The organism is Komagataeibacter nataicola (assembly GCF_003207795.1).
Taxonomy (GTDB): Bacteria; Pseudomonadota; Alphaproteobacteria; order Acetobacterales; family Acetobacteraceae; genus Komagataeibacter; species Komagataeibacter nataicola.
Genome location: NZ_NIRT01000003.1, coordinates 169,938 through 187,457, shown reverse-complemented (window position 1 = coordinate 187,457; position 17,520 = coordinate 169,938). Strand labels below are relative to the sequence as shown.

Annotated in this window: 18 protein-coding genes; 13 read left to right on the top strand and 5 right to left on the bottom strand. The window is 67.0% G+C overall.

Annotation, left to right across the window (positions count from 1 at the left end; genetic code table 11):
* Positions 1–134: 134 nt before the first annotated feature.
* Entirely contained in the window at positions 135–1,316 is a 1,182-nt protein-coding gene (gene ubiM / locus CDI09_RS03270; protein ID WP_078524809.1) for a 5-demethoxyubiquinol-8 5-hydroxylase UbiM, read from the bottom strand.
* A gap of 33 nt (positions 1,317–1,349) precedes the next feature.
* Positions 1,350–1,937, bottom strand: coding sequence for a nitroreductase family protein (locus CDI09_RS03265; RefSeq protein WP_078524811.1), 588 nt, complete (start codon positions 1,935–1,937; stop codon positions 1,350–1,352).
* Between the two features lie 165 nt (positions 1,938–2,102).
* On the opposite strand from CDI09_RS03265, the gene hisB reads away from it, so the two are divergent.
* From hisB to CDI09_RS03230, 7 genes are read left to right on the top strand one after another with little or no spacing between them, the layout of a single operon-like run.
* Positions 2,103–2,699, top strand: a complete 597-nt coding sequence (gene hisB, locus CDI09_RS03260; RefSeq protein WP_078524813.1) for an imidazoleglycerol-phosphate dehydratase HisB — start codon at positions 2,103–2,105, stop codon at positions 2,697–2,699.
* Complete coding sequence (locus CDI09_RS03255; RefSeq protein WP_078524815.1) at positions 2,696–3,079, top strand: hypothetical protein; 384 nt, start codon at positions 2,696–2,698, stop codon at positions 3,077–3,079. Before hisB ends, CDI09_RS03255 begins: the two co-directional genes overlap by 4 nt.
* 8 nt (positions 3,080–3,087) lie before the next feature.
* Entirely contained in the window at positions 3,088–3,768 is a 681-nt protein-coding gene (gene hisH, locus CDI09_RS03250) for an imidazole glycerol phosphate synthase subunit HisH (protein WP_078524817.1), read from the top strand.
* Positions 3,765–5,120, top strand: coding sequence for a 1-(5-phosphoribosyl)-5-[(5-phosphoribosylamino)methylideneamino]imidazole-4-carboxamide isomerase (gene hisA / locus CDI09_RS03245; RefSeq protein WP_078524819.1), 1,356 nt, complete (start codon positions 3,765–3,767; stop codon positions 5,118–5,120). Before hisH ends, hisA begins: the two co-directional genes overlap by 4 nt.
* The gene (gene hisF / locus CDI09_RS03240; RefSeq protein WP_078524821.1) at positions 5,120–5,881 is read left to right on the top strand and encodes an imidazole glycerol phosphate synthase subunit HisF; all 762 of its coding nucleotides are present in this window, start codon (positions 5,120–5,122) and stop codon (positions 5,879–5,881) included. The genes hisA and hisF overlap by 1 nt, the downstream gene beginning before the upstream one ends.
* Positions 5,882–5,911: 30 nt before the next feature.
* On the top strand, positions 5,912–6,367 hold the full coding sequence (locus tag CDI09_RS03235; protein WP_078524823.1) for a phosphoribosyl-ATP diphosphatase: 456 nt from the start codon (positions 5,912–5,914) through the stop codon (positions 6,365–6,367).
* A 25-nt stretch (positions 6,368–6,392) separates the two neighbouring features.
* Positions 6,393–6,770, top strand: a complete 378-nt coding sequence (locus CDI09_RS03230) for a histidine triad nucleotide-binding protein (RefSeq protein ID WP_078524824.1) — start codon at positions 6,393–6,395, stop codon at positions 6,768–6,770.
* 116 nt (positions 6,771–6,886) lie between these two features.
* Here CDI09_RS03230 and CDI09_RS03225 read toward each other — a convergent pair whose 3' ends face one another.
* On the bottom strand, positions 6,887–8,671 hold the full coding sequence (locus CDI09_RS03225) for an ABC transporter ATP-binding protein (RefSeq protein ID WP_110571180.1): 1,785 nt from the start codon (positions 8,669–8,671) through the stop codon (positions 6,887–6,889).
* A gap of 180 nt (positions 8,672–8,851) precedes the next feature.
* Between CDI09_RS03225 and nth the strand changes: the two genes are divergently transcribed.
* Entirely contained in the window at positions 8,852–9,544 is a 693-nt protein-coding gene (gene nth / locus CDI09_RS03220; protein WP_078524828.1) for an endonuclease III, read from the top strand.
* An 84-nt stretch (positions 9,545–9,628) separates the two neighbouring features.
* Here nth and CDI09_RS03215 read toward each other — a convergent pair whose 3' ends face one another.
* Positions 9,629–11,866: a ComEC/Rec2 family competence protein gene (locus CDI09_RS03215; protein WP_306415906.1), complete on the bottom strand. Its 2,238-nt coding sequence runs from the start codon at positions 11,864–11,866 to the stop codon at positions 9,629–9,631.
* Positions 11,808–12,011 (bottom strand): hypothetical protein, encoded by a 204-nt coding sequence (locus tag CDI09_RS18035; protein ID WP_170120482.1) that lies wholly within the window; start codon positions 12,009–12,011, stop codon positions 11,808–11,810. The genes CDI09_RS03215 and CDI09_RS18035 overlap by 59 nt, the downstream gene beginning before the upstream one ends.
* Before the next feature lie 50 nt (positions 12,012–12,061).
* On the opposite strand from CDI09_RS18035, the gene gltX reads away from it, so the two are divergent.
* The 5 genes from gltX to dprA are packed head-to-tail and all read left to right on the top strand — an operon-like array spanning position 12,062 to position 17,513.
* The gene (gene gltX, locus CDI09_RS03205; RefSeq protein ID WP_078524832.1) at positions 12,062–13,468 is read left to right on the top strand and encodes a glutamate--tRNA ligase; all 1,407 of its coding nucleotides are present in this window, start codon (positions 12,062–12,064) and stop codon (positions 13,466–13,468) included.
* On the top strand, positions 13,461–14,426 hold the full coding sequence (locus CDI09_RS03200) for an aspartate carbamoyltransferase catalytic subunit (protein WP_078524833.1): 966 nt from the start codon (positions 13,461–13,463) through the stop codon (positions 14,424–14,426). Before gltX ends, CDI09_RS03200 begins: the two co-directional genes overlap by 8 nt.
* Positions 14,423–15,718: a dihydroorotase gene (locus CDI09_RS03195; protein ID WP_078524835.1), complete on the top strand. Its 1,296-nt coding sequence runs from the start codon at positions 14,423–14,425 to the stop codon at positions 15,716–15,718. The genes CDI09_RS03200 and CDI09_RS03195 overlap by 4 nt, the downstream gene beginning before the upstream one ends.
* Positions 15,715–16,353: a glycerol-3-phosphate 1-O-acyltransferase PlsY gene (plsY, locus tag CDI09_RS03190; RefSeq protein ID WP_078524837.1), complete on the top strand. Its 639-nt coding sequence runs from the start codon at positions 15,715–15,717 to the stop codon at positions 16,351–16,353. The genes CDI09_RS03195 and plsY overlap by 4 nt, the downstream gene beginning before the upstream one ends.
* The gene (gene dprA / locus CDI09_RS03185) at positions 16,350–17,513 is read left to right on the top strand and encodes a DNA-processing protein DprA (RefSeq protein ID WP_110571176.1); all 1,164 of its coding nucleotides are present in this window, start codon (positions 16,350–16,352) and stop codon (positions 17,511–17,513) included. Before plsY ends, dprA begins: the two co-directional genes overlap by 4 nt.
* Positions 17,514–17,520 lie beyond the last annotated feature (7 nt).

Sequence of the window (17,520 nt, the reverse complement as noted above, 5' to 3'; positions counted from 1 at the left end):
GAAGCTCAAGAAGTTTCCTCAGCGCCGCCGGTGATTGGGGATATAGGACCCACACCATCTACCGTCAATCAGAAAAATGCACAGAAAGTGAAAAAAGTTCCCACCCGGCAGGCATCAGTTACACAAAAAGCCTGCTAGGACGCCGTTTTCCGATCCATCAGCATATTTGTCACCACTGACTTAAACGGCGAAAGGGCATCCGCCACGCGGAGTCCGGCCTGCCTGAGCACGCGGAAGGCGGGTTCATCACGTGTATAAAGTGTTGCGATTCCATTGGTGGCCGCGAACAGGGGCGCGGTTTCCATCCTGTGCCGCCGCTCAAAACGCCGTAGCGCGGGCAGGCTGCCCACGGGCTCGCCCCGCGCCATGCCAGCCGCGACTTCCTGCGCCAGCACCTCCTGCCCTTTCAGGCCAAGGTTGAAGCCATGGGCGGTAATGGGGTGCATGCCCACGGCGGCATCCCCCACCAGCGCAAAGCCGGGAGCTGCGAAACGATGGGCATACACCCCCCGGAGCGGATAGGCATGCCGCGTGCTGACCAGCCGCATGTTGCCCAGCCGCCTGCCTACGCGCTCCATGATCTCGGCATTAAAGGCATCGCGCTCAAGCGTGCGCAGGCGCTCGATCTGCTCGGGTGGCAGTGTCAGGACAATGGACGACGCCCCGCCATTGACCGGCAGGAGGGCAACGGTCTGCCCCTCATCAAACCACTGGGTGGCCACATGATGATGTGGCAGTTCATGCGCCATGCGGCAGACCAGCATGGACCGCCGGAAATCATGAACAATCGCCCCGATGCGCTGCGACCGCCTGATCTGGGAAAAACGCCCGTCCGCCCCGATGGCAAGACGCGAGGTGATCTCGCCCCCCTCATGCACCACGACCATGTCCTCCCCGATGCGGCGGATATGGCGGGTGGCGGTGCCACCAAGCAGGCTGATGCCGGGACGCTGGCTGGCTGCCTTATATAAGCCATGGCGGATGCAGTGATTGGAAACGAGGTAGCCCAGCGCATCCACGCCCCGCCCCTGTGTGTCGAACTGCAGGGGATGATTGCCGCGCCCGGTCTCGACCCGTGCCTCACGCAGGGGGGAGATGGCGACTTCGGGGATATGCGCCCATGCGCCGAGCTCCTTGAGCACCGCAACCGAATGATGGGTCAGCGCGATCTCGCGCCCGTCAAAGGCCGGCTCCGCCCACGGGGCCTGTGGCGTGCGCTCGAGCACGGCCACGGACAGGCCACGGGCCTCAAGCGACAGGGCGGCGGCAAGCCCTGCCGGGCCGCCACCCATAATGGTAACATCATGATAGGTCATGGCTGGGTTCCTGTCCGTGGTGTTCTTCAGGGGTTACGCATCCGCGCCAAATCGGGCGGGCGCGCCGGTCCACTGGGCCACATAGTCATCAACCGCGCGGCGCTTGGGGGCCCTCGCCTCCGCCGTAGGGGTGCCCACAAACAGGAAACCGGCCAGCCTGTGCGGCGCGGGGAAGCCCATCTCGGCAGCGAATTCCGGGTCATGGGCCACATCGCCGCTCACCCACACGCCGCCAAAACCCGTGGCATGCAGGGCGTTAAGGATGTTCATGGCGGCGGCCCCCACGGCCAGTTCCTGCTCAAGCAGGGGAATCTTGTTCTCCGGCTGCAGGTGCATGCCCAACACGATGGTCATGGGCATGGTGGACATGCGCGAGAAGCGCTTTTCCACTTTGGCGGGCGCCACGTCGGGGTCAAGCCGCTTCATGCTGGCCACCACGCGCTCGGCCAGCTTCACCCGTGCCTCCCCCTGCACGATGGCGTAGCGCCACGGGCGCAGCTTGCCATGATCGGGCGCGCGCATGGCGGTGGAGAGGATGGCCTCGAGCACGTCACCCGCAGGGGCCGGTTCCGCCAGCGCATCGGTGGAAAACCGCGACAGGAGAAGATCGAGCGATGTCATATGGTCATTCCCTTGATATGAAGGCACGCGGCAACAAGCCTGACAAAGCCAGCGCGCGCGACACCATGCCGCAACGGCCCGGCCCTGCCAATACGCATGTCCGAGCGGCGTGGCGCGGGCGGGATCGGTATGGATTCCGGTCCCGGCCTTCTGTAGAAGGGGGGCATGAACAGCCCGCGCACAGCCACGGTCCATCGCGCCACCAGCGAGACCGACATTACCGTGACCATCAACCTCGATGGCACCGGCCAGACCCGCATCGATACCGGGATCGGTTTCTTTGACCATATGCTGACAGCCCTTGGCCGCCATAGCATGTGCGATCTCGACATTGCGGCCAGAGGAGACCTGCATATCGACTACCACCACACGGTGGAAGATACGGGCATCGCCCTGGGCAAGGCCTTCGCGCAGGCCATTGGCGACAAACGCGGCATCCGCCGCTACGGCTGCGCCACCGTGCCACTCGACGAGGCGCTGTGCGAGGCGGTGGTCGATATTTCCGGCCGCCCCTTTCTGGCGTGGTCCGTCACCTTCGGGCGCGACAAGATCGGGGAGATGGACACCGAACTGTTCGAGGAATTCTTCCGCGCCTTCGCCATGAGCGCGCTGGTCACGCTGCATGTCATCGAGCGCGCGGGCCATAACTGCCACCACATTGCCGAAGCCGCCTTCAAGGCCCTGGCCCGCGCGCTGCGCACCGCCAGCGAGGCCGATCCCCGCGCAGGCGGCATCATCCCCTCCACCAAGGGCAGCCTGTGACATTCTATTCCGCCCTGCTGCCGCCTGCGGGCAGGCCCGATGCACGGGCCTGGCCCGTGATGGTGGCGTGCCGCATGTCGTGGCTGGTGCTGCTGTGCGGCTGGGGCGGACTGCTGTTGCGGGGCTGTTTCATCAGCGGGCTGCTGGCAGGCGGCGTCAGCATCCTGCTGGCCCAGTTCATGCCACTTGCCTTCGCCCTGCCCGTTCTGGGCGGGCTGCACCTGCTGCTGGCCCTCAACACGCCGGAAATCCGGCAATGGGAACTGCAACTGCGCGGCTACGCCCCCGTGCCGGGCGTATATGCGCCAGACCGGAGCGCCGCCGTGCTGCGCTGGCTGGAGCATAACCGGCCTGTTCCCTCTCCTTCTCCCGTATCATGAGGCATACCATGCCCGCGCCCGCATCCTCGCGCCCCCGGTCCATCGTGGTGATCGACTATAATGGCGGCAACCTGGCCTCCGCCGCCCGCGCCCTGACAAGGGCCGCGGCTGACAGCGGCATAGACGCCACCGTCACCATCACGGCGGACCCCCAGGCCGTTCTGCAGGCCGACCGCATCGTACTGCCCGGACAGGGCGCGTTTGCCGATTGCGCGGCAGGGCTTGCGGCCCGGCCCGGCCTGCGCGATGCGATCGTGGCGGCAACCGATGGCGGCGTGCCCTTCCTTGGCATATGCGTGGGCATGCAGCTCATGGCCGAGCGCGGGCGCGAGCATGGCGTAACCCCCGGCTTTGGCTGGATCGCGGGGGAAATCACGCTGATGGAAGCCCCCGGCCTGCGCCTGCCGCAGATGGGCTGGAACGAACTGGCCTTCACCCCCGGCGCCCACCCCCTGACCGAGGGGCTGGCGGCGGATGCCCATGGCTATTTCGTCCATTCCTTCGCGCTGACGGGCTATGACAGCGCCGACATGGTGGCCACCACCGATTACGGCAGCCCGGTGCCTGCCATCGTGGCGCGCGGCAACCGGGCGGGCACCCAGTTCCATGTAGAAAAGAGCCAGCAGGTGGGCCTGCGCATCCTGTCCAACTTCCTGCGCTGGACACCCGTTCCGGACCCCGCGCCATGACCCGGCAGGCCACCCTCGACGGCACGCTGCATGCCGAACGCCTGCTCGACAACATGCACGAGGACGACCTGCATGCCCTGTGTGACGCAACCAACGCGGCCATACTCGATGGCGGCGGCTTTGGCTGGCTGGCCCCGCCCCCGCGAGAGACGCTGGAGCGTTACTTCCGCGGCGTGCTGCTGGTGCCCGAGCGGCAGATGTTCGTGGCCCGGCTTGATGACATGATCGTGGGCTCCGCCCAGCTCGTGCGGCCGCCACGCAATAACGAGGCGCAGGCCATGAGCGCCACCCTCATGCATTTCTATATCGCCCCCTACGCACGCGGGCTGGGGCTGGGCCGCCTTTTGCTGACCGAGGTGGAAAACTGCGCGCGCAGCATGGGCTACCAGATCATCAACCTTGATGTGCGCGAGACCCAGGCCGAGGCCGTGCGGCTGTTCCGCAGCAGCGGCTTCCACCACTGGGGCACCCACCCCAGCTATGCCCGCACCAATGGCCGCACCGTGCGCGGCCTGTTCTTCACCAAGCGCCTGCAGGATAACGAGCGGATCGTACCCGCCCACCCGCAGGCTGCCTCCACCCCCATCCCTGCAGCAGGACATGCCCCCGTGACCGGACACAGCCTGACCCTCTACCCCGCCATTGATCTCAAGGATGGCACATGCGTGCGCCTGCGCCGTGGCGAGATGGACAACGCCACCGTCTATTCCGATGATCCCGGCGCGCAGGCGCGGGCGTGGATCCATGCCGGCTGCTCGTGGCTGCATGTGGTGGATCTCAACGGCGCGTTTGCCGGGCGCTCGGCCAATACCGAGGCCATCGAGGCCATCATCGCCAATGCCTCGGTGCCGGTGCAGCTCGGCGGTGGCCTGCGTGACCTTGAAAGCATCGGCAAATGGCTCAATGCCGGAATCAGCCGTGTGATCCTGGGCTCGATTGCGGTCAAGAACCCCGATCTGGTGCGCGAGGCATGCCGCCTGTTCCCCGGCCGCATTGTGGCGGGCATCGACGCGCGCAGCGGCCAGGTGGCCACCGAGGGCTGGGCCGAAACATCGGAGATGAAGGCCGTCGACCTTGGCCTGCGCATGCAGGATGCCGGTGTGGCCGCCGTCATCTTCACCGAGATCAGCCGCGACGGCATGCTCACCGGCATCGACATCGAGCAGACCGCCGACATGGCCAATGCGCTCTCCATCCCGGTCATTGCCAGCGGCGGGGTGGGCAATCTCGGCCACCTTGAAGCCCTGCGGGCGGCCACAGCACGCGCGCCGGGCATTGAGGGCGTGATCGTGGGCCGCGCACTGTATGATGGCCGCATCGACCTTGGTGAAGCCCTGCGGGTTCTTTCCTGATGCTCAAGCTGCGCGTCATTCCCTGCCTGGACGTAAAAAACGGCCGGGTGGTCAAGGGGGTCAACTTCGTCTCGCTACGCGATGCGGGCGACCCGGTGGAACAGGCCGCCGTTTACGACGCGGCGGGGGCTGATGAACTCACCTTCCTCGACATCACCGCCAGCAACGAAAACCGTGACACCATCCTCGATGTGGTCAGCCGCACGGCGGAGCGCATCTTCCTGCCGCTGACGGTGGGCGGCGGCGTGCGCACCACCGATGACATGCGCCGCCTTCTGCTGGCAGGCGCCGATAAATGCGCCATGAACTCGGCCGCCGTCTCGCGGCCCGAACTGGTGAGCGAGGCCGCGCAGAAATTCGGCAGCCAGTGCGTAGTGGTCGCCATTGATGCCCGCAGCGATGGCCATGGCGGGTGGGAGGTCTACACTCATGGCGGCCGCACCCCCACAGGGCGCAGCGTGATTGACTGGTGCCGGGAAGTGGCGGAACGTGGGGCGGGCGAAATCCTGCTGACCAGCATGGACCGCGATGGCACCGGCAAGGGCTTCGACCTTGACCTGCTGCGGGCGGCGAATGCGGCGGTGCGCATTCCCATCGTGGCCTCGGGCGGGGTTGGCGCGCTCGAACATTTTGTTGAGGGCGCGCGCGCGGGTGCGACCGGGCTGCTGGCGGCCAGCGTATTCCACTTCGGGCAGTTCACCATTCCACAGGTCAAGCAGGCGCTCGCGCAAGCGGGCCTGCCGGTCAGACAGACCGCCTGATCTCCCTTTCCCGCCTATCGGAGCATTGTCATGGCCAAGCCAGAAAAATCCCGCAAGAACGCGCCCGCCAAGGCCGCCCCGGCCAAACCGGCCCCCGCCAAGGTGGCAGGCAAGGCCCCTGCCGCCACCATCGAGATCGAGGCCGTCGGCCCCGCCACGCCTGATGTGCTCGACCGTTTGTTCGAGGTTGTGGAATCGCGCCGGGGCACGGACCCCTCCGTCAGTCATTCCGCCCGCCTTATGGCCCGTGGCCGGCGCAAGATCGCGCAGAAATTTGGCGAGGAAGCCGTGGAATGCCTGATCGAGGCCGTAGCGGGCAACCGCGAGGAACTGATCAGCGAAAGTGCTGACGTGCTCTACCACCTGATCGTGATGTGGGTGGATGCGGGCGTGAAACCGGCTGAAGTCTGGACCGAACTGCTGCGCCGCGAAGGCACGAGCGGCGTGGCCGAGAAAGCCTCCCGCCCCCGCGACCCGCTGGCCTGACCGCCCCCAACAGGAGACAAGACCCATGCCCGTAAATGGCACCGGCGCCTATGACCCGCAGAACGTGTTTGCCCGCATCCTGCGCGGAGAACTGCCGTGCAGGAAGGTGTATGAAGATGACTACGCCTTCGCCTTCCACGACATCGCACCCAAGGCACCCATCCATGTGCTCGTAATCCCCAAGGGAGCCTATGTTTCCTTTGCCGATTTCAGCGCAAAGGCGAGCGAGGCGGAGATCGCGGGCTTTACCCGCGCGGTGGGCAGGGTCGCGCGTGACCTCGGGCTGGAAGCACCGGGCTACCGGCTGGTCTCGAACACCGGCATCGAAGGCGGACAGGAAGTGCCGCATTTCCATGTGCATCTGTTTGGTGGCCGCGCGCTTGGGGCCATGCTGCCGGGCTGAAAGCCGGGCGCAATCAGAGCGACGGTTGCCTGATGACGCCGCCTTTTTGGAAAAAAGGCGGCGTCATCCGAAGCTTCTTGAAAAAGCTTCACCAAAAACGTCCTTATGCAGTCTTTTTACAGGGACTGAAGTTCAAACAGCTCCCGATACAGGCCGCCTTCGCGCTGCATCAGGGCGGCATGGGAACCATCCTCGCACACCTGCCCGTGGCGGAAGACGATGATGCGGTCGAGCCCCATCACGGTTGAAAGCCGGTGGGCAATGACCAGCACCGTGCGCCCGGCCATGAGGCGCTCCATCGCCTGCTGCACCTGCACTTCAGACTGGGAATCGAGGCTGGAGGTCGCCTCATCCATGATTACGATGCGCGCCTGGCTTAAAAAGGCGCGGGCAATGGCTATGCGCTGGCGCTCCCCGCCCGAGAGCTTGACCCCACGCTCCCCCACCATGGTGGCGTAGCCGCGCGGCAGGCGGTCGATGAAGTCCGCCGCATTGGCCTGCCGGGCGGCGTGGGCAATCTCGGCTCGCGTGGCGTCGGGGCGGCCGTAGGCGATGTTCTCGGCCAGCGAGCGGTGAAACAGCAGCGGCTCCTGCGGCACGATGGCAATCTGCCCGCGCAGGCTGGCCTGCGTAACCGTGGCGATATCCGTGCCATCAATGGTGATGCGCCCGGCCTGCACGTCATAAAACCGCTGCAGCAGGCGCGTGAGCGTGGTCTTGCCCGAACCGGACGGGCCAACAAGGGCCACCCGGCTGCCGGGGGCGATATCAAGGTTCAGGTCATCAAACAGCACCCGCCCGTGCTGGCGCACATACCCAAAGCGCACATGCTCGAAGCGGATATGCCCCCGTGTCACGCACAGCGCCGGGGCATCCGGGCGGTCAGCCACGCCGGGATGCATGGCAAACAGGGCAACGAGTTCCTCCATCTCGTTGACCGAGCGCTGCACGACGGAAATCTGCTGGCCAATATCACGCAGGTAGCCCTGGATCACGAACATCATGGTCAGCACATAGGCCACATCACCCGGCCCGGCACGGCCGCGCACCCACAGCACCGCCACCCCCGCAATCAGCGCCATGCGCATGAGCAGGGCGGCAAGGTTCTGCAGGTTGGCGCTATCGGTGCCGCGCAGCCACGAGCGCACCATGCGCTGCCGCCACCTGCCCGCCACCCAGGCCAGCCGGGCATCCTCGCGCCCCTCCGCCCCGCAGGCCTTGACCACGGCATTGCATGTTACGGCATCGGACAGGGTCGCCCCCATGCGCGTATCCCACGCATTGGCCAGGCGGGCGGACGGGGCGACGTAATGCAGCGTCAGCACCACCGAAAGCCCCACAAGGGCCACCGACCCCACCGCCAGCACCAGCCCCATGAGCGCCCAGTGAAAAGCCAGCACGCCGGTCGTGGCGCACAGCACGATCACCTCGGGCACCAGCATGAGCAGCACCGTATCGCCCAGCGTGTCGATCGCCCCCAGCCCGCGCGTGATGCGCCGCACGGTGGAGCCCGCGAAGTTACTGGCATGCCACTCGCTGGAGAAACGCTGCACGCGGGCGAACGCCTCCGTCACGATGCCGGTCATGACGCGGGATGTCAGGTGCGAGATGGTCACATACGCCATGCGCCGCGCCACGATGCCGCCCACGCCCAGCCCCGTCAGCCCCGCCACATCGCGTATGGCGTGGTGAATGCTCGCCGCCTGCGCGGGATGCGACACGTCATCGACCAGCCAGCCCGCCAGCAGCGGCATCATCACATCCGCCACGGTGGCAAGGGCTATGCCAGCCAGCGTGCCCGCCAGCAGGGCAGGCCACGCCCGCCACCGCCGCCACACAAAGCCCAGAACGGCGGCGAATTCATGCCGCCGCGTGAGGGGTCGAGAAGGAGAAGAAGCCATGCCCACCACGCCAGAATGCAAAAAAAACGCGGCCACGAGCCGCCGCCGCAAAGGGCTGGAACGACTAGCCCCGCCCCGCGTGGCATGCAAGGTCCCTGCCGGGTTATCACGGCTCAGGGCAATTTACAGACCCCACCCCACACCGCACAATACGCCCCGCCCCACTCCAGCGAGTAGCCGATGCCAACACCGCCCCGCCGAATCAAACCCGCCCGCCGCACCATGACACTGGCCGAAGTCCGCGCCTTCATCAGCCTGCTGGCCACCGCCAACCCCGATGCCGAGAGCGAGCTCGACTTTGTCGATGATTACACGCTGCTCGTGGCCGTAGTGCTTTCGGCACAGGCAACCGATGCCTCGGTCAACAAGGCCACTGTCAACCTGTTCCGCGATGCGCCAACTCCGCAGGCCATGGTGGACCTCGGCGAGGAAAAGGTGGGCGCCCATATCCGCACCATCGGGCTGTGGCGCACCAAGGCGCGCAACGTGGTGGCGCTGTCGCGGCAGTTGCTCGACCGCTTTGATGGCCACGTGCCCCATGACCGCGCGGCCCTTGAATCCCTGCCCGGCGTGGGCCGCAAGACCGCGAACGTGGTGATGAACGTGGCCTTTGGTGACAGCACGATGGCGGTGGATACCCACATCTTCCGCATTGGCAACCGCACGGGGCTGGCGCCGGGCGCCACCGTGCGCGCGGTGGAGGACCAGCTCGTCCGCCGCATTCCGCCCGACATGCTGCGCTGCGCCCATCACTGGCTGATTCTGCACGGGCGTTATGTGTGCAAGGCCCGCAAGCCCGAATGCTGGCGCTGCCCTGCCTTTGAGCCGTGCCAGTACCGCATGAAGGACGAACTGCGCCTGACGCCTGCCTGAACAGACAGAAATTTTCTGGTGAAACTTTGAAAGAACATCATTTTTTAAAAAAGACGGCACCCGAAAAACTTTTATTCCAAATCCTTATTCCGCCTGCGCCAGCGGCAGGTTGGGCAGGCCTGCTCCGCCAGGGCGCATGACCCATGGCCGCGCCCCGCGCACGCCGCGGTCGGTCTGCACCACAAACCCGCCATCGGGCCGCCGGTAAATGCCATAAGCCCCGTTGCGCCACAGGTCGAAACGCCCGATGGAAGGCACGCTGTCACACCCCCATGTGCCGGGCAGGTTGACCAGCAGCCCCGCGCCCCGGCACAGGCCGGGCGCGGGCGGGCGGGACGCAAGAACCAGCACGATATCTCCCACACGACAGACCCCGGCATGGCACGTCACATTCCCCACCGTGCCCCCGGCAGGCAGCACGCCTGCGGGCAGGCCGGTCACGCGCTGCCATTCGCGCAGCACAAAGGGATCGGGATGCGTGCCGGGGCCGGTCCATAACTGCCCCTGTGTCACGATACCGGCCATGCGTGCATCAGGGGCCAGCAGCAGCGCCGGGCGGGCCGCCATCCATGGCGAGAGCACCGCCAGCACGATCGGCACAAGCCCCAGCAGCCGCACCCGCCCCACCCACAGGCACAGCCAGCACAACCCCACAAAGAATACGCACAGCCCCACATTGCCCAGGGCGGGCACGCCCATCCGCGCCATGGGCAGGCGGGCGACCAGATGGGCCAGCGCCGTCACCACGCCAATGCCCCAGCCCATGGGCACGAGGGCCAGTTTTTCCAGCCCCAGCGGCATCAGCCCGAGGGCCGCCAGTCCCCATGGCATGATCCAGATCGACATGAGTGGCACCGCCAGCAGGTTGGCCAGCACGAACCACGGCTGCACCGCGCCAAAATGCGCCATGCCCACCGGCAGGCACGCGCCCCCCGCCAGCACGCTGGCCAGCAGCGGGCGCACCATGCGGACCGCCACCCGCCGCAGCCACACATCATCATGCTCCCAGCCCGACAGGGCGGGCCGCAGCGCATCAAATCCCGCGATCAGCGCCATGACAGCGGCAACCGACATCTGGAGCGGCAGTTCGGCCACACCCTCGGGGCTGAGAGCCATAAGCACCGTCGCCGCCAGGGCCAGCGCGCGCAGCGAGAGCGGCCGCCTGCCCGCCAGCAGCGCCATGACCGCCAGACCCGCCATGAGCAGGCTGCGCCGGGCGGGCAGGTGCGCGCCGCTCAGCAGCACATAGACGCCCCCCGCCAGCAGTGCGCTCACCGCCGCGATCTGGCGGCATGGCCAGTACAGCGCTGCCCGCTCGCTCAGCGCCAGCCCCGTGCGCACCACCACCATGACCAGCCCCATCACAATAGCCAGATGCAGCCCCGCCACGGCCAGCAGGTGCGCAAGCCCTGCATCGGCAAAGGCCTCGCGCTCGGGGGCCGCCACCACGCCATCGGCTCCCGCCAGAATGGTGGCCGCAATATCGCCCCGCGTGCCGGGCAGGGCCGTGCGTATCCGCTCCGCCAGCACCTGCCGCCTGCCCGCAAGCCAGCCGCCGACCCCGCCACCTGCCTGCGCGGACGTGATCGTGGCCCGATCAAGCGCGCGGCCATGCCCCGCCAGCCCGTCAAACCACGCCCGACGCTGGGCGTCATACCCGCCCGGCACATCGGGGAAGGCAGGCGGAGAAAGCAGGGCACGCACCTCAAGCCCGTCGCCCGGCATGGGCCGCGCGGGGTCATCGGCCCGCAACCGCACCCACAGCCATCGCCGCAGGGGCGGCATGCCAATGCTGATTCCATCTTCAAAGCGCACGCCGCGCAACGCCACGCGCAGCGCCTGCTCGCCATCGGCCAGACGCTGCACCTCAGCCTCCGTTACCTGCCCTGACAGATGCACCGCCCGGCGCGGCAGGTCGGGAAAGGGCGGCATGCGCCATACCTGCCCCCATGCCAGGAGCAGCCCCATGGCCCCCATCCCCACCACGCCCGCGCCCAGCCGCACGGCCAGCCGCCCGGGCCACAGCAGGCGGCAGGCGAGCGATGCAACGCAGGCCAGCACGCCCTCCGCCACACCCACCCCGCCCGGCTCCGTCGGCAGGGCAAGATAGAAGGTGATGCCACCTGCAAGAGCCACCGGCAGCCACAGCACCAGGCGGCTGTTCTGTCTCCACAGCCACGCCGCGCCTGCACCAGACGCGCGCGCCAGCATGCCCCGTGCCCGGCTCAAAACCTGCCCCCCCGCGCAGCCTGCCCCGGAATCGTCACCCGCAACGCACCCGCGCATGTGCCCCCGGCAGGCCAGCGGCATCGGCATCGGCATCGGCATCGGCATTGGCATTGGCATTGGCATTGGCATTGGCATTGGCATTGGTGGCGTATGGCAGACAAACCCGACAGAAGACCCCCATAATGCGCGTAAAAGGCGTGGCAGGAATGCACACCCTAGCGGGCGGAACGGTTTTCACGCCAGAGTGCCCCCTGTCAGCAGGGCGAAAACATGCTAGGAACCCGGTTCATGACTGTCCGTACGCGTTTTGCTCCCAGCCCCACCGGCCTGCTGCATATCGGCAACGCCCGTGCCGCCCTTTTCAATTTCCTCTATGCCCGCCACCACGGCGGGCAGTTCGTGCTCCGCATCGAGGATACCGACCGTGAACGCTCGACCCAGCAGGCGGTCGACGTACTGTTCGACGGCCTGGCCTGGATGGACATCGAATCCGACGAGAAGCCGGTCTTCCAGTCCACCCGCCAGGCCCGCCATGCCGAGGTGGCGCATGAACTGCTGGAAAAGGGCCTGGCCTATCGCTGCTACTGCACGGCCGATGAACTGAAGGAAATGCGCGAGAAGGCGATGGCCGAGGGCCGTCCTCCCCGCTACAATGGCATGTGGCGCGACCGCGACCCTGCCGAAGCCCCCGCCAACACCCCCTACACCATCCGCATCAAGGCCCCGCGCGAGGGGGAAACCACCATCCACGATCTGGTGCAGGGCGACGTGCGCGTGGCCAACAGCGAGCTTGATGACATGATCATCCTGCGCGCCGATGGCACGCCGGTCTACCAGCTTGCCGTCGTGGTCGATGACCATGACATGGACATCACCCACGTCATCCGTGGCGATGACCACCTGACCAACACCTTCCGCCAGGCCATGATCTACCGCGCCATGGGCTGGGACCTGCCGCATTTCGCGCATCTGCCGCTCATCCACGGGCCTGATGGGGCCAAGCTGTCCAAGCGGCACGGGGCGCAGTCGGTCGTCGAGTTCCGCGAGATGGGCTACCTGCCCGAGGCCCTGAACAACTACCTGCTGCGCCTTGGCTGGGGCCATGGCGATGCCGAGATCCTGTCGCGCGAGGAACAGATCAGGCTGTTTGACCTCGATGGCGTGGGCCGCTCGCCATCCCGCATGGATTACGCCAAGCTTTTGCACATCAATGGCGTGTGGCTGCGTCAGGCCGATGATACCCGCCTGACCAACGACGTGATGGAGCGGCTGGCCAGGATGGAAGGCGTGGATACATCCGACGCCACCCGCGCCAAGGTGCTCGCGCTCATGCCCGGCCTGAAGGAACGCGCCAAGACATTGGTGGAACTGGCCGATAACGCAGCCTTCCTCGGCCGTTCGCTGCCACTGACCTTCGACCCCAAGGCCGAAAAGCAGCTCAGCCCGGAAAACCGCGTGATGCTGGGCAGGCTGGCCACGGCACTCGAGGCGACCGAACCCTTCAGCAAGGAAGCGATCGACGCAACACTGCGCCAGTTTGCCGAAACGCACGGGATGAAGCTTGGCAAGGTGGCCCAGCCGCTGCGCGCCGCCGTGACCGGCAGCACCATGTCGCCCGGTATTGATGACACGCTGCTTGCCCTTGGCCGTGACGAGGTTCTGGCACGCATCAACGCGGTCGCCGCCCATGAATGAGCGCAGCGCCCACGGCAGCAACGTCTTCGCCACTCCGGCCACACGCCACCTGCTGGGCGTGCAGGGCATGCATCCCAGCCGGATCATGCCCATACTGGACCTGGCCGAGCACTACGCCCTGCTCAACCGCTCGCGCAAAACGCCGCGCGACCTGCTGCGCGGGCGCACGCTCATCAACCTGTTCTTTGAGGACAGCACCCGCACCCGCACCTCGTTCGAGCTGGCGGGCAAGCGGCTGGGCGCGGATGTGGTGAACATGACCGTGGCCAGTTCCTCGGTCAACAAGGGCGAGACGCTGCTCGACACCGCAGCCACGCTCAACGCCATGCATGCCGACCTGCTGGTCGTGCGCCATGCCCAGTCAGGTGCGCCCGCCCTGCTGGCGCAGAAGGTGCAGGCCAGCGTGGTCAATGCGGGCGACGGCACGCATGAACACCCCACACAGGCCCTGCTCGATGCGCTGACCATCCGCCGCCATTTCGGCACGTTCGAGGGGCTGACGGTGGCGATCTGTGGCGATGTCAGCCACAGCCGGGTCGCGCGCTCCAACATTCACCTGCTCACCGCGCTGGGGTGCCAGGTGCGCGTGGTGGGGCCACCCACGCTGGTGCCCGGTGCCATTGGCGCGCTGGGAGTGAGCATCCATCACACCATGGAGGACGGCCTGCGCGGCGTGGACGTGGTGATGATGCTGCGCGTGCAGCGCGAGCGCATGAAGGGCACGCAGGTGCCCAGCGCGCGGGAATATTTCCGCTTCTACGGACTCGACAACAAGCGCCTTGGGCTGGCGAAGCCGCACGCGCTGGTCATGCATCCCGGACCGATGAACCGGGGCGTGGAAATTGACAGCCGCGTGGCCGATTCCGACCAGAGCGTGATCCGTGAACAGGTGGAAATGGGAGTTGCGGTGCGCATGGCGGTGCTCGACCTGCTCGCACGCGGGGGAGAAGGCGCATGAAGCCAACCGTTTTTGAAAATGTGCGCCTGATCGACCCCGCCAGCAACACGGACCGCCCCGGCCGCCTGCTGGTACAGGACGGCGTGATTGCAGGCACCGATGCGCCGCAGGCCGAAGGCAGGCCCGAGGGCGCGGACGTGATTGATGGCGGCGGCCAGCTCGTGCTGTGCCCCGGCCTTGTGGACATGCGCGTGACCATTGGCGAGCCCGGCTACGAATACCGCGAGACGGTGCTCTCGGCCGCGCGCGCCGCCGTGGCCGGTGGCATCACCACCATTGCCGTGCTGCCCAATACCAGCCCGACCATCGACAACCCCGCCCTTGCCCGCCTGCTGCGCGCGCGTGGCGAGGAAACGGGCATGATCGACATCCTGCCCTATGGCGCATTGACCCGTGAATGCGCGGGCAGGGAAATGGCCGAGATCGGCCTGCTGGCCGAAGCAGGCGCCATTGCCTTCACCGATGGCCCGCAAGCCATTGCCGACAGCCGCATGATGCGCCAGATGCTGACCTACGCCCGGGGCTTCAACGCGCTGATCGTGCAGCACCCCGAAGATCCGTCACTGGCGCGCGGCGGCTGCGCTACCGATGGCGAACTGGCCACCCGCCTCGGCCTGCCGGGCATTCCGGCAGCAGCCGAGGCCATCCTCATCGCACGCGACCTCCGCCTTGCGCGCATGACCGGCGGGCGACTGCATTTCGGCCATGTCTCGACAGCCGAGGGGCTGGACCTGATCCGCAATGCCAAGGCCGATGGCCTGCGTGTGAGCTGTGATACCGCGCCGCCCTATTTCGACCTCAACGAGACGGTGATCGGTGATTTCCGCACCTACGCCAAGCTCTCGCCACCGCTGCGCACCGAAGCCGACCGCCGTGCCGTCAGTGCGGCCCTTGCCGATGGCACGATCGACGCCATCGCATCCGACCACATGCCGTGCGACGCCGATGACAAGCGCCAGCCCTTTGCCGTGGCGGCGGCAGGGGGCACGGGGCTGTGCACGCTGCTTGCGGTAACACTTGCGCAGGTGCATGCGGGCCATCTTGGCATGATGGAGGCCATTGGCCTGCTCACGCACCGCCCCGCTGCCGTGCTGGGCAGCAAATCGGGCACCCTGGCCGTGGGGGCTGCGGCCGACCTGTGCCTGTTCAACCCCGATACCGCCTGGGTGGTGCGGGCGGGCGACCTGCCGGGCAAGGCGCAGAACACCCCGTTTGATGGCCGCGCGCTGGAAGGCCGCGTGCTGGGCACGTGGAAGAAGGGCGTGCGCGTGTTCGGGGCTCAGGCCGCATGATCTATGGCATCCCCACCTACGACCTGCCGCTGATGGGCGGCGTCGCCTTCCTGTCCTATCTGATTGGCAGCATTCCCTTCGGCCTGGTGCTGACCGCGCTCTCGGGCGGTGGCGATATCCGCAAGATCGGCTCGGGCAATATCGGGGCGACCAACGTGCTCCGCACGGGCCGCAAGGGGCTGGCGGCCGGCACGCTGGCGCTTGATGGCACCAAAGGCGCGTTCGCGGTGTTCTGCGCCTTCGTGCTGTGCCCGTTCCACACGCTGGCCGCCGAATCGCTGGCCGCCATCTTTGCCGTGGCCGGGCACTGCTTTCCCGTCTGGCTCAAATTCAAAGGTGGCAAGGGCGTCGCCACCGGGCTGGGCTGCATTCTGGCCCTCATGCCCGGCGTGGGCTTATGCTGCTGCGCGCTGTGGCTGATCTTTGCCAAGGTCACGCGCATTTCATCAGCAGGTGCCATCATCGCCTTCGCGGCGCTGCCGCTGCTCATGATCCGACCGGGGCGGATTGATTTCAACTCCCCCGCCTATCTGGCCGGAGTGCTGATTGCGGTGATGATTCTGCTCCGCCATCACGCCAACATTACCCGGCTGCTCAGGGGCACCGAGCCCAGAATCGGCCAGAAAAGCACATGACCCGCCCCGATGCCGAAACGGCGCTGGCCTGCCTGCGGCTGGCGCGAACGGACGGCATCGGCCCGGTCAGCTACCGCAAGCTCATCCGCACCCATGGCAGCGTTGAAGCGGCCCTTGCCATGCTCGAGCGCGGGGCCACCCGCCTCAGCCGCACCATCGGCCCGCTCTGCCCGCGTGACGAGGCGCTGCGCGAGCTTGAGCGGCTACATGGCCTGGGCGGCACGCTGCTTGCCCACGGCCAGCCCGGCTACCCCACCCTGCTGGCCACCTTGCCCGACGCCCCGCCCGTGCTGTCGGTTCTGGGTGACGTAGCCCTGCTGTCTACCCGCATGGTGGGCATCGTGGGCGGGCGCAATGCCTCCTCGGGCGGGCTGCGCATGGCCGAAAGCCTGGCTGCCCTGCTGGCGGCACACGGCGTGCAGACCGTATCGGGGCTGGCGCGCGGCATTGACGGCGCGGCCCATCGCGGCGCCATGACGGCGGGCCGCACGGTTGCCGCCATCGCAGGCGGGCTGGACTGCCCCTATCCGCCCGAACATGCCCCCCTGCAGGCCGAGATTGCCCGCACCGGCGCGGTCGTGACCGAGGCCGCGCTGGGCACGGTGCCGCAGGCCCGGCACTTTCCGCGTCGCAACCGGCTGATTGCGGGCCTCGGTCTGGGCTGCGTGGTGATCGAGGCTGCACTGCGCTCGGGCAGCCTGATTACCGCGCGCATGGCGCTCGATTACGGGCGCACCATCTTTGCCGTGCCCGGCTCACCGCTTGATCCACGCTGCCGGGGCAGCAACGACCTGCTGCGCCAGGGCGCGGTCGTGACTGAAACCGAACGCGACATATTGCGTGAACTGCCTGAAACAATAGAGGAAAATGACCTGTTTTCCGCCCCCATCCGCCCGGCGCGCCACAATGCTGCCCCATCGGGCGGGCAAGCCGTAGCCCCGCAGCACACAGACCCGGCGCCACCGCCCCCAGTCCAGGGCGACCTGCATGAAATGGTGGAAGGTTTTCTATCTTTCACGCCATCGCCTGTTGACGATCTTGTACGGCGCTGCCAGTTCTCGACAGCAGCAGTCCTGACCGTCCTGTCGGAAATGGAGATTGCGGGCACGATCGAATTCCTTGCGGGGGATCTGGTCGTGCGGCGTCCACCCCCGGCCTGAGCGCGGG

What these genes read in the sequence shown, in the direction of transcription:
- hisH (WP_078524817.1), top strand. Translation starts at nt 3,088, where the DNA reads ATGCCCGCGCCCGCATCCTCGCGCCCCCGGTCCATCGTGGTGATCGAC.
- nth (WP_078524828.1), top strand. Translation starts at nt 8,852, where the DNA reads ATGCCAACACCGCCCCGCCGAATCAAACCCGCCCGCCGCACCATGACA.
- CDI09_RS03200 (WP_078524833.1), top strand. Translation starts at nt 13,461, where the DNA reads ATGAATGAGCGCAGCGCCCACGGCAGCAACGTCTTCGCCACTCCGGCC.
- CDI09_RS03215 (WP_306415906.1), bottom strand. Translation starts at nt 11,866, where the DNA reads ATGCCGATGCCGATGCCGCTGGCCTGCCGGGGGCACATGCGCGGGTGC.
- CDI09_RS03225 (WP_110571180.1), bottom strand. Translation starts at nt 8,671, where the DNA reads ATGGCTTCTTCTCCTTCTCGACCCCTCACGCGGCGGCATGAATTCGCC.
- CDI09_RS03265 (WP_078524811.1), bottom strand. Translation starts at nt 1,937, where the DNA reads ATGACATCGCTCGATCTTCTCCTGTCGCGGTTTTCCACCGATGCGCTG.
- CDI09_RS03235 (WP_078524823.1), top strand. Translation starts at nt 5,912, where the DNA reads ATGGCCAAGCCAGAAAAATCCCGCAAGAACGCGCCCGCCAAGGCCGCC.
- CDI09_RS03195 (WP_078524835.1), top strand. Translation starts at nt 14,423, where the DNA reads ATGAAGCCAACCGTTTTTGAAAATGTGCGCCTGATCGACCCCGCCAGC.
- gltX (WP_078524832.1), top strand. Translation starts at nt 12,062, where the DNA reads ATGACTGTCCGTACGCGTTTTGCTCCCAGCCCCACCGGCCTGCTGCAT.
- ubiM (WP_078524809.1), bottom strand. Translation starts at nt 1,316, where the DNA reads ATGACCTATCATGATGTTACCATTATGGGTGGCGGCCCGGCAGGGCTT.
- hisA (WP_078524819.1), top strand. Translation starts at nt 3,765, where the DNA reads ATGACCCGGCAGGCCACCCTCGACGGCACGCTGCATGCCGAACGCCTG.
- hisF (WP_078524821.1), top strand. Translation starts at nt 5,120, where the DNA reads ATGCTCAAGCTGCGCGTCATTCCCTGCCTGGACGTAAAAAACGGCCGG.
- CDI09_RS03230 (WP_078524824.1), top strand. Translation starts at nt 6,393, where the DNA reads ATGCCCGTAAATGGCACCGGCGCCTATGACCCGCAGAACGTGTTTGCC.
- plsY (WP_078524837.1), top strand. Translation starts at nt 15,715, where the DNA reads ATGATCTATGGCATCCCCACCTACGACCTGCCGCTGATGGGCGGCGTC.
- dprA (WP_110571176.1), top strand. Translation starts at nt 16,350, where the DNA reads ATGACCCGCCCCGATGCCGAAACGGCGCTGGCCTGCCTGCGGCTGGCG.
- hisB (WP_078524813.1), top strand. Translation starts at nt 2,103, where the DNA reads ATGAACAGCCCGCGCACAGCCACGGTCCATCGCGCCACCAGCGAGACC.